This is a genomic window from Actinomadura sp. DC4 (assembly GCF_030406325.1).
Lineage (GTDB): Bacteria > Actinomycetota > Actinomycetes > Streptosporangiales > Streptosporangiaceae > Actinoallomurus.
Window position 1 is genome coordinate 11,580 of sequence record NZ_JAUEQY010000034.1, and the last position, 16,775, is coordinate 28,354.

Sequence of the window (16,775 nt, forward strand, 5' to 3'; positions counted from 1 at the left end):
GGCAGGTACGTCGATGCTCGGCAATGAAGAGCTGCCTCTGTTCACCGTTCAGTCGCGTATCCGGTCGGCCGAGCGTGAGACCGGCCCGGCGCCTCACCTGGTCCTGTGCGCCGACATCCGCGGCTCGATCGACCCGGCTCTCTTCGAGAGCGCGCTGCGCGAGGTCGTCGGTGAGGCGGAGACCCTGCGCATCCGTCTCGTCGACGCGGTCGACGGTCCCCGGCAGACCATCGACCCGCAGCCGCCGGACTGGCGGCTGCGGATCCTCGACGTCGGCGGGGAGCCGGCCGCGGACGCGTGGCCGAGCGAGGACCCCGCGGAAGAGCGGCTCTTCGCCCACGCCTTGGTGCGGCTCGCCCCCGACCGGTTCCGCTGGTACCAGCGGTACGGGCGCATCGTGATGGACGCGGCCGGCGGAGTGCTCATCGCGCGCCGCGTCGCCGAGGTCTACACCGGTCTCACCGGCGGATCGCCCGAGGGCAGGACCGTCTTCGGCCCGCTGGCCGCCCTGCTCGAGGAGGACCTCGCCGACCCGCCTGCGGCGGTGGCCCCCACGAGAGGCCGGACCGCGACCCTCGGGCGCTCCTCCGCGCTGCGCGAATGGTCGGCCGCGCTGGGGCGCGGCGAGGCCGAGCTCGTCACCGCCCTGGCGGCGGCCTACGTCGGCCGGATGTCCGGCACCGCCGAGGCGGTCGTCGGCCTGCACACCGACCGCCGTACGAGCGACCTCGCCCGGCGCACGCCCGCGCCGATGGCCGGGGTGGTGCCGGTACGGATCTCCCTGCGCCCCGAGGCCCGCTTCTCCGACCTGGTCGAAGAGATCCTGGCGGCGCCGCCGGAGAACGGGTCGCCCGGTGACCTGCGCGCCGCCGTACGGGTCCTGCCGTCCGGAGACGAGCTCGTCTTCGGCGAGGCCCGCGCCACCGTACGCGAGGTCTCCCCGACCGAGCCGCGCGCCACGGGTCTCCAGGTCGAGTTCGCCGCGGAAGACGAGAGCCTGGCCGCGTCGTTCCCGGGATTCGTGGCGGCCGTCGCCGCCGACCCCGCCGCCCGCGTGGGCTCGGTGGGCGTGCTCGGCGCGGCCGAGCGGGCCCGGGTGGTCGAGGAGTGGAACGACACCGCCGTAGAGGTGAAGGACGAGACCCTGGCGGGCCTGTTCGAGGCGCGGGCCGCCGAGAGCCCGGACGCCGTCGCGGTCGTGTTCGAGGGCCGGCGCGTCACCTACGCCGAGCTGGACGACGCGGCCGACCGCCTCGCCCGGCACCTGGTCACCAGGGGAGTGGGGCCGGAGCAGGTCGTCGCCGTGGCGGTGCCGCGGTCGGTGGAGCTCGTCGTGTCGCTGCTCGCCGTCCTCAAGGCGGGCGCGGCGTACCTGCCCGTGGACACCGGCTACCCGGCCGCACGGGTGGCGTTCATGTTGGAGGACGCGGATCCGGCGGCCGTGATCTGCACGACCGCGACCGGGCCCCGGCTGCCCGAGAGCGCGACCCCCCGCGTCGTGGCCGACGACCCGCGCCTGGCCGAGACGCTGGCGGCTTATCCGCAGGGCGCCCCGCACCGGGCCCTGCGGCCGGAGAACCCGGCGTACGTCATCTACACGTCGGGCTCGACCGGGCGGCCGAAGGGCGTGGCGGTCCCGCACCGCGGCATCGTGAACCGGCTGCTGTGGATGCAGTCCGAGTACGGGCTCGCGGCCGAGGACGGCGTCCTGCAGAAGACGCCGTCGGGCTTCGACGTCTCGGTCTGGGAGTTCTTCTGGCCGCTGATCACCGGGGCACGCCTCGTGGTGGCGCGGCCGGAGGGCCACCGCGACCCCGGCTACCTGGTGGGTCTCATCGAGGCCGAGGCGGTGACGACGGTCCACTTCGTGCCCTCGATGCTGCGGCTCTTCGTCGAGGGGACGAGCCGCTGTACGGGACTGCGCCGGGTGATCTGCAGCGGCGAGGCCCTGCCGGCGGACCTGGTGGAGCGGGCGCGCGCGACGCTGCCGGGGGCGAGGCTGCACAACCTGTACGGGCCGACCGAGGCGTCGGTGGACGTGACGTACTGGCCGTGCCCGCAGGACGGCCCCGTGGGCGCCGTGCCGATCGGCCGCCCGATCTGGAACACCCGGACGTACGTGCTGGACGGCTTCTTACAGCCGGTGCCCCCGGGCGTGACCGGCGAGCTCTATCTCGCCGGGACGGGGCTGGCCCGCGGGTACCTCAAGCGACCCGGGCTGACCGGCGAGCGGTTCGTGGCCTGCCCGTTCACCGGCGAGCGGATGTACCGTACCGGCGACCTGGCCCGCTGGACCGCGGACGGCGAGCTGGTGTTCGCCGGCCGCGCGGACGGCCAGGTGAAGGTGCGCGGCTTCCGGATCGAGCCCGGCGAGATCGAGACGGTGCTGTCCGCACTGCCGGGCGTGGGGCAGGCCGCGGTGGTGGCCCGCGAGGACACCCCGGGGCAGAAGCGGCTCGTCGCCTACGTCGTCGGCGACGCCGATCCGGAGGCGGTACGGGAGTTCGCCGCCGCGCGGCTGCCGGAGTACATGGTCCCGGCCGCCGTGGTCCCGATGACCGGACTGCCGCTGACGCCCAGCGGAAAGCTGGACCGCGCCGCGCTGCCGGCCCCGGACTTCGCCGGCCTCGTGGGCGACCGCGAGCCACGTACGCCGGTCGAGGAGGTCCTGTGCGCCCTCTTCGCCGAGGTGCTGCGCCTCGACCGGGTCGGCCCCGACGACGGCTTCTTCGACCTGGGCGGCGACTCGCTCCTGGCGATACGCCTGATCGCACGCGTACGCGCGGCGCTGCGGGCCGAGACGACGATCGGCCGGCTGCTCGACGACCCGACCCCGGCCGGTCTGGCCCGGCTCGTCGAGGACGGCGGCGTGACCGCGGAGCCACCGCCCGCCAGGCCCGTGCCGGTGACGCGGCCGGACCGGGTCCCGCTGTCGTTCGGCCAGGCGCGGATGTGGTTCCTCAACCGCCTGCAGGAAGGCAGCGCGGTCTACAACATGCCGCTGGCCCTGCGCCTGGGCGGAGCGCTGGACGTCGCCGCGCTGCGGGCGGCTCTGGCCGACGTGACGGCGCGCCACGAGAGTCTCCGCACGGTCTTCCCCGACGCCGGCGGCGTCCCCGAGCAGCGCGTGCTGGAGGACCGGGCGCCGGATCTTGCCGTCGTCCCCGCCGACGAGCAGGCCCTGGCGGACCTGCTGGCCGCGGAGGCGGCCCGGGGGTTCGACGTGAGCCGCGATCTGCCGCTGCGGGCGAGCCTGTTCGCCCTGTCGGGCGAGGAGCACGTGCTCCTGCTGGTGGCCCACCACATCACGACCGACGCCTGGTCGACGGGCGTCCTCGCGCGCGACCTGTCAGTCGCCTACGCCGCGCGGAGAGAGGGCCGGGCCCCGCGGTGGGCGCCGCTGCCGCTCCAGTACGCCGACTTCTCGCTCTGGCAGCGGCGGATGCTGGGCGGCGAGGACGATCCGGACAGCCTGATCAGCGGGCAGCTCGCGTACTGGCGCGCGGCGCTGGCCGGGCTGCCCGCCGAGCTGACCCTGCCCGCCGACCGCCCCCGCCCGGCCGTGGCCGGCTTCGAGGGCGGCGAGATCCCGGTGCACGTCGCCCCCGGCGTGCACGCCCGGCTGGCGGAGGTCGCACGGGACGGCCGGGCGACGCTGTTCATGGTGGTCCAGGCCGCGATCGCGCTGCTGCTGTCGCGGCTCGGCGCCGGACGCGACATCCCCATCGGTGTCCCCGTCGCCGGCCGGGGCGACGAGGCGCTGGACGACCTGATCGGCTTCTTCGTCAACACGCTCGTGCTGCGCACCGACCTCGGCGGCGACCCGACCTTCGCCGAGCTGGTCGAACGCGTCCGTGCGGCCGACCTCGCGGCCTACGCCCACCAGGACCTGCCGTTCGAGCGGCTGGTCGAGGAGCTCTCGTCCCGGTCCCCGGTCCGGCACCCCCTGTTCCAGGTCCTGCTGGCCTTCCAGAACGTCCCCCGCGAGGTGCCCTGGGAGCTGCCCGGCCTGACCGTGACCCCGATCGAACCGGGAACCGACGCGTTCGAGTTCGACCTGTCCTTCAGCCTGGAGGAGCGGCGGGCCGGCGACGGCGCCCCGGCCGGCATCGAGGGCGTCGTACGCTACTCGGCCGACGTCTTCGACCGGCGGACCGTCGCGGCGCTGGCCGGGCGGCTGACCGCCGTGCTGGAGACGGTCGCGGCGGACCCCGGCGTACGGCTGAGCCGGATCGGGGTCCTGGGCGCGGCCGAGCGCTCGCGGGTGCTGGAGGAGTGGAACGCCACCGAGGCCCCGGTCGCGGGGACGAGCCTGCCGGAGCGGTTCCGCGCCCTGGTCGCGGAGGCGCCGGAGGCGCCCGCCGTACGCGCTGAAGGCGTCGCCCTGTCGTACGCGGAGCTGGACGCGGCGGCGGACCGGGTGGCGGGGCGGCTGGCCGGCGAGGGCGTGACGCGCGGGTCCCGGGTCGGCGTGGTGATGGAGCGGTCGGCCGAACTCGTCGCGGTGCTGCTCGGCGTGGTGAAGGCCGGGGCCGCGTACGTGCCGGTGGACCCGGAGTGGCCGGCCGGGCGCGTGCGCCGGGTGCTGGCGGAGGCCGGCGTGACGGCCGTGGCCGCGGTGCCGCGCCTGTGCCCGGACGGCCTGCCCGGCGTCGTGCCGGTCGACGGCGGCTGGGTGCTGCGGGGACCGGACGGGCCGGAGCCGCCCGCGGTGACGGGCCCGGCCGACGTGGCGTACGTGATGTACACGTCGGGCTCGACCGGCGTGCCGAAGGGCGTCGCCGTCACGCACGCCGGAGTGCTCGCGCTGGCCGCGGACCGCCGGTGGGCGCGCGGCGCGCACCGCCGGGTGCTGCTGCACGCGCCGCACGCCTTCGACGCCTCGACCTGGGAGCTGTGGGTGCCGCTGCTGACCGGCGGCGAGGTCGTGGTGGCCCCGCCCGGACCGGTCGACGCCTCCTCACTGCCCGCGCTGATCTCGTCCACGGGCCTGACCGCGGTGCACGTCACGGCGGGGCTGTTCGCGGCGCTGGCGGAGGAGTCGGCGGGGTGCTTCGCCGGGGTCGCCGAGATCTTGACCGGCGGTGACAGTGTGAGCGCGGCGGCGGTGGCCAGGGTCGCCGCGGCCTGCCCGGACGCGTCGGTGCGCGAGCTGTACGGGCCCACCGAGGTGACGGTGTGCGCGACGACGTTCGTCGTGGAGCCGGGCGATCGGGTGCCGGCCGTGCTGCCGATCGGCGTGCCGTTCGACAACACGCGGGTCTACGTCCTGGACGAGTTCCTGCGGCCGGTCCCGCCGGGCGTGACGGGTGAGCTGTACGTCGCCGGCGCGGGACTGGCGCGCGGGTACTGGAACCGTCCCGGCCTGACCGCCGAGCGGTTCGTCGCCTGCCCGTTCACCGGCGAGCGGATGTACCGTACGGGCGACCTGGCCCGGTGGAACGGCGACGGCGAGCTGGTCTTCGGCGGCCGGGCCGACACGCAGGTCAAGGTCCGGGGCTTCCGGATCGAGCCGGGCGAGGTCGAGGCCGTACTGTCCGGGCATCCGGCCGTCGCACGGGTCGCCGTCGTGGCCCGCAAGGACACACCCGCGCAGAGGCGGCTCGTCGCCTACGTCGTCCCCGGGAGCGTCGACGGCGCGGCGGTCCGTGCGTTCGCCGCCGAGCGGCTGCCCGACTACATGGTCCCGGCCGCCGTCGTCGCGCTGGAGGCCCTCCCGCTCACGCCCAACGGCAAGGTCGACCGTACGGCCCTGCCCGCGCCCGGCTTCGCCCGCCCGGCCGGCGGGCGCGCGCCGCGCGGCCCGGTCGAGGAGATGCTGTGCGCCCTGTTCGCCGAGGCGCTCCGGCTCGACCACGTCGGGCCCGACGACGGCTTCTTCGACCTCGGCGGCGACTCGCTGCTCGCCATGCGCCTCATCGCACGGGTCAAGGCGGCGCTGCGGACGGACATGACCATCGCGGCGCTGCTCGCGGAGCCGACACCGGCCGGCGTGGCCCGGCTGGTCCAGGCCGGCGGCGCGGCCGCGGAGGACCGCCTGCCGCGCCTGCCCCTCGCCCCCGCGACCCGCCCGGACGTGGTCCCGCTGTCGTTCGGCCAGGCGCGGATGTGGTTCCTCAACCGCTTCGAGGGCGGGGAGGCGGTCTACAACGTGCCGCTGGCGCTGCGCCTGAGCGGTGACCTGGACGTCGTGGCGCTGCGGGCGGCGCTGGCGGACGTGGCGGCGCGTCACGAGAGTCTGCGCACGGTCTTTCCCGACGCCGACGGCGTGCCGCGCCAGCAGGTTCTGAAGGACGGGGCGCCGGGGCTGACCGTCGTCGCGGTCGATGAGGAGGCGCTGGCCGGGAGCCTGACGGCCGAGGCGGAGCGCGGCTTCGACGTGGCGCGCGAGCTTCCGCTGCGGGCCCGCCTGTTCGTCCTGCCGGAGTCCGAGCACGTGCTGTCGCTCGTGGCCCACCACGTCGCGGCCGACGGCTGGTCGATGGGCGTGCTGGCCCGCGACCTGCCCGCGGCGTACGCGGCGCGCCGCCGGGGACGCGCGCCGGACTGGGCCCCGCTGCCGGTGCAGTACGCGGACTTCTCGATCTGGCAGCGCCGGGTCCTGGGCGCCGAGGACGACCCGGACAGCCTGATCAGCGGGCAGCTCGCGTACTGGCGCGAGGCGCTGGCCGGGCTCCCGGCCGAGCTGACGCTGCCCGTCGACCGGCCGCGCCCGGCCGTCGCGAGCTTCCAGGGCGGCTCGGTCCCGGTCCGCGTCAGCGCGGAGACGCACGCGCGGCTCGCCGAGATCGCCAGGGAGCAGCAGGCCACGTTGTTCATGGTCGTGCAGGCCGCGGTCGGCCTCATGCTGTCGCGGCTCGGCGCCGGCGAGGACGTCCCCCTCGGCGCGGCGGTGGCCGGTCGCGCCGACGAGGCGCTGGACGACCTGATCGGCTTCTTCGTCAACACGCTCGTCCTGCGCACCGATGTGAGCGGCGACCCCACCTTCACCGGCCTGCTCGGGCGCGTGCGGGACGCGGACCTGGCGGCGTACGCCCACCAGGACGTGCCGTTCGAGCGTCTCGTCGAGGAGCTCCACCCGGCCCGCTCGCTCGCCCGCCACCCGCTGTTCCAGGTCATGCTCGCCTTCCAGAACACCCCGCAGCGCGAGTGGAGCCTGGAGGGCCTCGACACCCGGCGCATCCAGGCCCGCGCCGACGCCGCGAAGTTCGACCTGTCCTTCGACCTGGCCGAACGCCGCGACGGCGAGGGCGCGGCGGCGGGCATCGCGGGCGTCCTCGACTTCTCCGCCGACCTGTTCGACCGGGCCACGGCGGAGTGGCTGGCGCTGCGGCTCGTACGTGTGCTGGAGGCGGTGGCCGCCGACCCGTCGCTGCGCGTCAGCCGGGTGACCGTGCTGGACGCGGTCGAGCGCGACCGGGTCGTACGGGAGTGGAACGACACCGACGTCCCGCTGCCGGACGCGACGCTGAGCGGGCGGTTCCGGGCGCGGGTGGCCGCCTCCCCGGACGCGGTCGCGCTGCTCGCCGGTGAGGTCGAGCTGTCCTACGCGGAGCTGGACGCGGCGGCGGACCGCGTGGCGCGGCGGCTGGCCGGCGAAGGCGTGACGCGCGGGTCCCGGGTCGGCGTGGTGATGGAGCGGTCGCCGGAGCTGATCGCCACGTTCCTGGGCGTCGTACGGACGGGCGCGGCGTACGTCCCGGCCGACACCGACTGGCCGGCCGAACGCGTGCGGCAGGTGTTCGCCGAGGCCGGGGTCCGCGTCGTCGTGTCCGACGACGCCACCTGGGACACACCCGGCCTCGACGTCGTGCTCACGAGCGGCTGGGTCCTCGGCGGCCCCGCCCACCCGGGCGTTCAGGTCGCGGTGAGCCCCGACGACGTGGCGTACGTGATGTACACCTCGGGCTCGACCGGCGTGCCGAAGGGCGTGGCGGCCACCCATGCCGGCGTCGTGGCGCTGGCGGCGGACCGCCGCTGGAGCCAGGGCGGTGACCACCGCCGGGTGCTGCTGCACGCGCCGCATGCCTTCGACGCCTCGACCTGGGAGATCTGGGCGCCGCTGCTGAGCGGCGGTGAGGTCGTCCTGGCCCCGCCCGGCCCGGTCGACGCGGCCTCCCTGGCCGCGCTGATCGGCGCGGCGGGCCTCACCGCGGTGCACGTGACCGCCGGGCTGTTCGCCGCGCTGGCGGAGGAGTCGGCCGGCTGTTTCGCCGGGCTGGCCGAGGTGCTGACCGGCGGGGACAGCGTGAGCGTGGCGGCGGTGGCCAAGGTCGCCGCGGCCTGCCCGGACACGACGATCCGCGAGCTGTACGGGCCCACCGAGATCACGATGTGCGCCACCGGCCACGTCCTGCGGCCCGGGGACCCGGTCCCGGACGTGCTGCCGATCGGCGTGCCGCTGGACAACACGCGGGCCTACGTCCTGGATGAGTTCCTGCACCCCGTACCGCCCGGGGTGATCGGCGAGCTGTACCTCGGAGGGACCGGCCTGGCCCGCGGCTACCTCGGCCGTCCGGGCCTGACCGCGGAGCGGTTCGCCGCCTGCCCGTTCGGCGACGGGAGGCGGATGTACCGTACGGGCGACCTGGCCCGGTGGAACGGCGCAGGCGAGCTGGTCTTCGCGGGGCGGGCCGACACGCAGGTGAAGGTCCGGGGCTTCCGGATCGAGCCGGGCGAGGTCGAGGCCGTGCTGTCCGCCCACCCCGGCGTGCGGCGCGCCGCGGTGCTGGCCCGCGAGGACACACCCGGGCAGAAGCAGCTCGTCGCCTACGTCGTCCCCGGGAGCGTCGACGGCGCGGCGGTCCGCGCGTTCACTGCCGGGCGGCTGCCGGACTACATGGTCCCGGCGGCCGTCGTCGCGCTGGCCGCGCTGCCGCTCACGCCCAACGGCAAGCTCGACCGCGCCGCGCTGCCGGCGCCCGACTTCGCCGGTCTCGCCGGCGGACGCGCGCCGCGCACCCCCGTCGAGGAGGTCCTGTGCGCGCTGTTCGCCGACGTGCTGGGGCTCGACCGCGTGGGACCCGACGACGGCTTCTTCGACCTCGGCGGCGACTCGCTGCTCGCCATGCGCCTGATCGCGCGGGTGCGGGACGCGCTGGACGCGGAGGTGAACATCCGCCGGCTGTTCGTGGCCCCGACCCCGGCCGGAGTGGCACGGCTCGTCGGCGACCGCGGCGTGACCCGCGTCCCGCTGCGGCCCGCGGACCGTCCCGGCGTGCTGCCGCTGTCGTACGGCCAGACCCGGATGTGGTTCCTCAACCGGCTCGAGGGCGGGGAGGCGGTCTACAACGTGCCGCTGGCGCTGCGCCTGAGCGGTGACCTGGACGTCGTGGCGCTGCGGGCGGCGCTGGCGGACGTGGCGGCGCGTCACGAGAGTCTGCGCACGGTCTTCCCCGACGCCGACGGCGTGCCGCGCCAGCAAATTCTGGAGGACGGGGCGCCGGACCTCGCCGTGGCAGAGATCGGTGCGGAGGACCTGGCCGGGCGCCTGGAGGCCGAGGCCGCGCGCGGTTTCGACGTCGGCCGTGAGCTTCCGTGGCGGGCCCGCCTGTTCGTCCTGCCCGGACGTGCGCACGTGCTGCTGCTGGTGGCGCATCACATCGCGGCCGACGGCTGGTCGATGGGCGTGCTGGCCCGCGACCTGCCCGACGCGTACGCGGCACGGCGACACGGGCGGCCGCCCCGGTGGGCGCCGCTGCCGGTGCAGTACGCGGACTTCTCGATCTGGCAGCGCCGGGTCCTCGGCGCCGAGGACGACCCCGGCAGCCTGATCAGCGGGCAGCTCGCGTACTGGCGCGAGGCGCTGGCCGACCTCCCGGCCGAGCTGGCCCTTCCCGTCGACCGGCCGCGCCCGGCCGTCGCGAGCTTCCAGGGCGGCTCGGTCCCGGTACGGATCGGCGCGGAGACGCACGCGCGGCTCGCCGGGCTCGCGCGCGCCGAACGGGCCACGGTGTTCATGGCCGTACAGGCCGCGGTCGCGCTGACGCTCTCGCGGCTCGGCGCGGGCGAGGACGTCCCGCTCGGCACCGTCTCGGCGGGCCGCGGCGACGAGGCGCTGGACGACCTGATCGGCTTCTTCGTCAACACGCTGGTCCTGCGCACCGACGTGAGCGGCGACCCCACCTTCACCGAGTTGCTCGGGCGCGTGCGGGAGACGGACCTGGCGGCGTACGCCCACCAGGACGTGCCGTTCGAGCGTCTCGTCGAGGAGCTCCACCCGGCCCGCTCGCTCGCCCGCCACCCGCTGTTCCAGGTCATGCTCGCCTTCCAGAACACTCCGCACCCCATCACCTGGGAGCTGCCGGACCTCGACGTCGAGCGGATCCGCCCCGGCGACGTCGAGACCTCCAAGTTCGACCTGTCCTTCGACCTGACCGAACACCGCGACGGCGAGGGCGCGGCGGCGGGCATCGCGGGCGTCCTCGACTACTCCGCCGACCTGTTCGACCGGGCCACCGCCGAGCGCCTGGCGGCACGGCTCGTACGGGTCCTGGACGCCGTGGCCGCCGACCCGTCGCTGCGGGCCCGCCGGGTCCCCGTGCTGAGCGAGGCCGAGCGCGAGCAGGTCCTCTCGGCGTGGAACGCCACCGCGGTCCCGGTCGAGGACGCCACGATCGCGGTGCGGTTCGAGGCGCGCGCGGCCGAGCGCCCGGACGCGGTGGCCGTGACGTTCGAGGACACCGAACTCTCCTACGCCGAGCTCGACGCCGCCGCGAACCGGCTCGCCCGGCACCTCGTCGCGCGGGGCGTCGGGCCGGAGCAGGTCGTCGCGGTCGCGATGCCGCGCTCGGCCGGGCTGGTCGTCGCGCTGCTGGCGGTGCTGAAGGCGGGAGCGGCGTACCTGCCCGTCGACCCGGAGTACCCGGCGGCGCGCGTGGCGTTCATGCTGGCCGACGCCGATCCCGTCGCGGTGGTCTGCACCGCCGAGACGGGGCGCCGGCTGCCGGAGGGCCCGACCCCCTGCGTGGTCCTCGACGACCCCGCGCAGGCAGGGACCATCGCCGCGTACCCGCCGGCCTCGCCCGGCGGCGGCGCGCACCGGCCGCGGCACCCGGCGTACGTGATCTACACCTCCGGGTCGACCGGGACGCCCAAGGGCGTGCTGATCCCGAATCGCAACGTCGTGTCCCTGGTCGAGACGGCGGGGCGGAGGTTCGGGCTCGGGCCCGATGACGTGTGGAGCCTCTTCCACTCCTACGCGTTCGACTTCTCGGTGTGGGAGCTGTGGGGCGCGCTGCTGCTGGGCGGCCGCGTCGTCGTCGTGTCGCACGGCGTCAGCCGGTCCCCGGCGGAGTTCGCCGAGCTGCTGAACCGGACCGGCGTGACGATGCTGAGCCAGACCCCGTCGGCCTTCTACCAGCTCATCCACGCCGACCGGGAGACGCCCGTCGCCGGCCACGCCCTGCGCCACGTCGTCTTCGGCGGGGAGGCCCTGGAGCCGGCCCGGCTGGGGGAGTGGTACGGCCGGCACCCCGAGGACGCCCCGGCGCTGGTCAACATGTACGGCATCACCGAGACCACGGTGCACGTCAGCTTCGCCGCGCTGGACCGGCGGCCGGTGGCCGCGGGCGCCGGCAGCGTGGTGGGCGGGCCGCTCGACAACACGCGGGTGTACGTCCTGGACGACCTCCTGCGGCCGGTGCCGCCCGGCGTGGTCGCGGAGCTGTACGTCGCCGGGACGGGCCTGGCCCGCGGCTACCTGGGCCGGCCGGCGCTGACCGGCGAGCGCTTCGTCGCCTGCCCGTACGGCGAGGCGGGGGAGCGGATGTACCGTACCGGGGACCTGGCGCGGTGGACCCCCGACGGCCAGTTGATCTTCGGAGGCCGCGCGGACGCGCAGGTGAAGATCCGCGGCTTCCGCATCGAGCCGGGCGAGATCGAGGCCGTGCTGTCCGGGCACGCGGCGGTCGGCCAGGTCGCCGTCGTGGCGCGGGAGGACCAGCCGGGCCAGAGACAGCTCGTCGCCTACGTCGTACCGGCCGGTGGAGAGGACGTCGACGGCGGGGCGCTGCGGGAGTTCGCCGCCGGGCGGCTCCCGGAGTACATGGTTCCGGCGGCCGTGGTCGCCATGGCCGGCCTGCCGCTGACCTCCAACGGCAAGCTGGACCGCGCGGCGCTGCCGGCGCCGGACTTCGGCGGCCTGGCGACCGGGCGCGCGCCGCGCAGCCCGGTCGAGGAGATGTTGTGCACGCTGTTCGCCGAGGTGCTCCACCTCGAAAGCGTCGGCGCCGACGACGGCTTCTTCGACCTGGGCGGCGACTCGATCATGTCGATGCAGCTGGTCGCCCGCGCCCGCCGCTCCGGCCTGGTCATCACGCCGCGCCAGGTGTTCGAGCAGCGCACCCCGGCGGGGTTGTCGCTGGTGGCGACGGGTGAGACGGCCGCGCCCGCGGTGGCCGACAGCGGCGTCGGCGAGGCGCCCCTGGTCCCGGTGATGCGCTGGGTGGCCGAACGCGCGGGGACGATGGACCGCTTCTCCCAGTCGGTCCTCCTCACGGTCCCGGCCGGGCTGGACGCCCGGCACCTGACCACGGCGGTCCAGACGCTGATGGACCACCACGACGTACTGCGAGCGCGCCTCGTCGCCGGGGACGAGCACGACACCGCCTCGTGGCGGCTGGACATCCCCGCCGGTACGGACGCGGGCGGCCTGGTCTCGCGCGTGAACGCCGCCGGGGCGGGCGACGAGGCGCTGAGCGCACTCGTCGCGGAGCGGAGCCGCCTGGCCGCGGCGCGGCTCGACCCGCGGGCCGGCACGATGCTCCAGGTCGTGTGGCTGGACCGCGGGCCCGACCGGCCGGGCCGGGTGCTGGTGATGGCGCACCACCTGGTGGTCGACGGCGTGTCCTGGCGGATCCTCCTGCCGGACCTGGCCGCGGCGTACGCGGCGGCGACGGCGGGACGGCCCGCCGGACTCGAACCCGTCGTCACCTCCTTCCGCCGGTGGGCACGGCTCGCCGAGGCGCAGGCGCTGGACCCGGAGCGGGCGGCCGAGCTCCCCGCGTGGCGGGAGATCCTCGCCGGCGCCGAACCCCTGTTCGGCCCGCTGGACGCGGCGCGCGACACCACGGCGAGCACCCGCCGGATGGCGCTACGCGTGCCGGCGGACGTGACCACGGCGCTGCTGACGAGCGTGCCGGCGGCGTTCCACGCGGGCATCGACGACGTGCTGCTCGCGGGGCTGGCCGCGGCCGTCGCCGAGTGGCGCGAGCGGCGCGACGGCGGTACCGGACCGGTGCTCGTGGACGTGGAGGGCCACGGACGCGAGCCGCTGGACGCCAAGACCGAGCTCTCCCGCACCGTGGGCTGGTTCACCGCCGTCCACCCGGTCCGCCTGGATCCCGGCCCGGCCGACTTCGCCCGCGTACGCGCCGGCGGCCCGGCGGCGGACCAGGTGATCAAGAGGATCAAGGAGCAGCTGCGGGCCGTCCCCGGCGACGGCCTGGGCTACGGGCTGCTGCGCTACCTCAACCCGGAGACCGGCCCGGCCCTCGCGGCCCTGCCGGCCCCGCGGATCGGCTTCAACTACCTCGGCCGTTTCACCACCGCGTCCCAGGGCGCGAACTGGGAGCCCGCCGACGCCGACGCGCTGGACGGCCAGGTCGACGCGGCGATGCCGGCCGCCCACGTGCTGGAGGCGGACGGGATCGTCGAGGACGGGCCGGACGGGCCCGAGCTGAGCGTGGGGCTGGCCTGGCCCCGGCGCCTCCTCGGGGAGGACGAGGTCGCGGAGCTCCTCGAAGGATGGGCGGCGATGTTGACCGGGCTCGCCGCACGGGCGACGCGGCCGGGCGCGGGCGGGCACACCCCGTCGGACTTCCCGCTGCTGGCGCTGGCCCAGGACCAGCTGGAGGAGCTGGAGGCCGAGATCGCCTCGGACCTGTAGGGGAAGGGAAGGGCACGGGATGGCGGTAGTCCGGATCAACGGGGTCAATCTGAGCTTCGACGACTACGGCTCGGGGGAGCCGGTCGTCCTGGTCACCGGGACGGGCGCCCCCGGGCGCGTGTGGAGGACCCACCAGGTTCCCGCGCTCAGGGCGGCGGGCTATCGCCCCATCACCGTCGACAATCGCGGCATCCCGCCGACCGACACCGGCCCCGAGGGGTTCACCCTGCACGACATGGTGGCGGACACGGCCGGGCTGATCGAGCACCTCGGGATCGGCCCGTGCCGGATCGTGGGGTTCTCCCTCGGCGCGATGGTCGTGCAGGAACTCCTCCTCGCCCGGCCGGACCTCGTACGCCGGGCGGTCCTCATGGCGACGCGCGGGAGGTCGGACGCGCTGGCCGTCGCCATGTCCGACGCGGAGATCGAGATGTGCGCGAGCGGGATCAAACCGCCGCCCCGGTACACCGCGTTCACCCACGCGATGCAGAGCCTCTCGCCGCGCACGCTCGCCGACGAGCAGCGGCTGCGCGACTGGCTCGACATCCTCGAACTCTCCGCGATCGACCTGTCCTCGGTGCCGGGACAGCTCGGCCTGGAGCGGATCCCCGACCGCCTTACGGCGTACGGGGAGATCCGTTGCCCCTGCCTGGTCATCGGCTTCGCGGACGACCTGATCGTGCGCCCGGAGCTGTGCCGCGAGCTCGCCGGCGCCATCCCGGGCGGCCGGTACCAGGAGATCGCCGGCTGCGGCCACTACGGCTACCTCGAGGAGCCCGACGCGGTGAACGCGGCCGTCATCGGCTTCTTGCGCGAGGACTGAGGCGGCCTCACGGCGCGAGCCTCCCGGTGTTCCTGCGGATCGACAGCCGGCCGTTCCGCATCACGCCCACGCACGGGGCGCGGTAGGCCAGGGCGCTGTCGTGCGTGACGAGGATGAGCGTGAGGTCGTGCCGGCGGTGCATGGTCTCCAGCAGTGTGATGATGTCGTCCCGCGTGTCCTCGTCGAGGTTGCCGGTGGGCTCGTCGGCGAGCAGCACCCGCGGCCGCTTGGCCAGGGCGCGGGCGATGCCGACGCGCTGCTGCTGTCCGCCGGACAGCTCGGAGGGCAGGTGGTGCGCCCGGTCGCCGAGCTTGACGCTGTCGAGCACCTCGCCGACCCGCCGCCGGCGTTCCGCCGAGCGCATGCCGAGCGGGATGAGCGCCGCCTCGACGTTCTCGGCCGCCGACAGCGTCGGGATCAGGTTGAACGTCTGGAAGACGAACCCGATGGTCGTGGCGCGGATCTTGCCGACCTCCCGCTCGCGCATCGCGGTCAGGTCGTGGCCGTCGAGCCGGACCGTGCCCGCGGTCGGCCGGTCGAGCCCGCCCAGGACGTTCAGCAGCGTGCTCTTCCCATGGCCCGTACGGCCCTGGATGGCGAGCCACTCGCCGTCCTCGATCTCCAGGTCGACGTCCTGCAGCGCGGCGACGGTGCCGCCGTCCTTCTTGTACGTCTTGGTGACGCCGGTCAGTGTGTACACGGGGGTGTCTCTCCTTCGCTGCGCGGGGCGTACCCGCTGGTCATCCGATGCGGCCGAGCGCCTCAGAAGGTCGGAGCCGTACGGCCCGCCAGCCCCCGAGGGCGCCGGCGACCAGGCCTCCCGCGACCGCGAGCACGACGGCCAGCAGGATCGCGGCCGGTGTGATCGGCGCGGTCAGGTGAACGGCCACGTCGCGGGAGTCGCCCGGACTCGTGGGAACGGTCGCCGAGAGTTCCGGCGCGATCAGCCGGACCAGCCCGGCTCCGGCGAATCCGAGGGCGACGCCGAGGGCCGCGCCGGCCACTCCGGTGACGAGCGACTCGCCCATGAGCTGGGCCACGATCCGCCGCCCGCGCCAGCCGAGCGCCCGCAGGGTGCCCAGCTCCCGTACGCGGCGGGTGACCGACGCCATGGTCAGCAGGCCGGCCACCGCGAAGGCCGCCGCCAGGCAGGCGGCCGCGAGCCACCGGCCCAGCCCGCTCGCCAGTTCGGCGGCGCTCGCCAGGGAGCCGTCCACGGCGCCGACGAGGTTCGAGGACGAGGTCAGGGTGGCGTGCGGCAGGAGCACGGAGATCTCCTTCTGCACCGAGGCGAGAGAGTCGCGGCCGGCCGCCTTCACGTAGATGGCGTCGACGTGACCGCTCAGCGTCTTCAGGCCGGGGGAGGAGGCAAGGCCCTGGGCGGTGGCCAGCGGAACGTAGACGTTCGCCCTGCTCTGCCCCTGCGCGGTGATCCCGATGACGCGGAGGCCCCGGCCGGCGACGGTCAGCGTCGAGCCGGCCCTGAGCCCGTGCGTCCTCGCGTACGAGGAGTCAACGACGGCCACGTACGCCGTCGCGTCCGAGGCCGTGAAGGACCGCCCCGAGCCGATCGTGGTGGAGGCGTACGGGCCGAGGCCGGTGCGGTGCGGATCGACGCCCTCGACGGTGAAACTCGCCGGCATCGGGAACCGCGGCCCGCCGTCCCCGGGCTTCGGCGGGTCGAGCGCCGTGTCGACGAGCGTCAGACCGCCCGCGGCGGACGCGACGCCGGACAGCCGGGCCACGGCCGGCACCGACGCCGCGTCCAGCACGCCGAGCCCCTGGGGCGGAGTGAGGAACTCCCGCCGCCCCGCCGCTGCCGCCGGAGCCGCACCGAGGGCCTTGCCCGATCCGGACTTCGGCGGCGTCGTGGTGACCGTGACGTCGGTGCCGAGCCCGTACAGGGAGTGCAGCACCTGCGCCTGGGCCCGGCGCACGCCGTTCGAGGCGGCGGTGACGGTCATGACCAGGCCGATCCCGACCGCGAGCCCGAGGGCGATGACGATCGTCTGACGTTTGCGCCGGAGCAGTTCATGGCCGAGGTAGGTCAGGAAGAACATGCGG

Annotated in this window: 4 protein-coding genes; 2 read left to right on the forward strand and 2 right to left on the reverse strand. The window is 75.5% G+C overall.

Going from position 1 to position 16,775, the window contains the following annotated elements:
* Nucleotides 1-13 precede the first annotated feature (13 nt).
* The gene (locus tag QWU11_RS39110) at nucleotides 14-13,888 is read left to right on the forward strand and encodes a non-ribosomal peptide synthetase (protein WP_290119600.1); all 13,875 of its coding nucleotides are present in this window, start codon (nucleotides 14-16) and stop codon (nucleotides 13,886-13,888) included.
* A gap of 19 nt (nucleotides 13,889-13,907) precedes the next feature.
* Complete coding sequence (locus tag QWU11_RS39115; RefSeq protein WP_290119601.1) at nucleotides 13,908-14,711, forward strand: alpha/beta hydrolase; 804 nt, start codon at nucleotides 13,908-13,910, stop codon at nucleotides 14,709-14,711.
* A 7-nt stretch (nucleotides 14,712-14,718) separates the two neighbouring features.
* Here the strand turns inward: QWU11_RS39115 and QWU11_RS39120 are convergent, their stop codons facing one another.
* Together QWU11_RS39120 and QWU11_RS39125 are read right to left on the reverse strand one after the other, a co-directional pair.
* Entirely contained in the window at nucleotides 14,719-15,411 is a 693-nt protein-coding gene (locus QWU11_RS39120; protein WP_290119602.1) for an ABC transporter ATP-binding protein, read from the reverse strand.
* 40 nt (nucleotides 15,412-15,451) lie between these two features.
* Nucleotides 15,452-16,771 (reverse strand): ABC transporter permease, encoded by a 1,320-nt coding sequence (locus QWU11_RS39125; RefSeq protein WP_290119603.1) that lies wholly within the window; start codon nucleotides 16,769-16,771, stop codon nucleotides 15,452-15,454.
* Nucleotides 16,772-16,775 lie beyond the last annotated feature (4 nt).

Bases quoted from the DNA above. Each gene is read 5' to 3' on its own strand.
- QWU11_RS39125 (WP_290119603.1), bottom strand. From the start codon at position 16,771: ATGTTCTTCCTGACCTACCTCGGCCATGAACTGCTCCGGCGCAAACGT.
- QWU11_RS39115 (WP_290119601.1), top strand. From the start codon at position 13,908: ATGGCGGTAGTCCGGATCAACGGGGTCAATCTGAGCTTCGACGACTAC.
- QWU11_RS39110 (WP_290119600.1), top strand. From the start codon at position 14: ATGCTCGGCAATGAAGAGCTGCCTCTGTTCACCGTTCAGTCGCGTATC.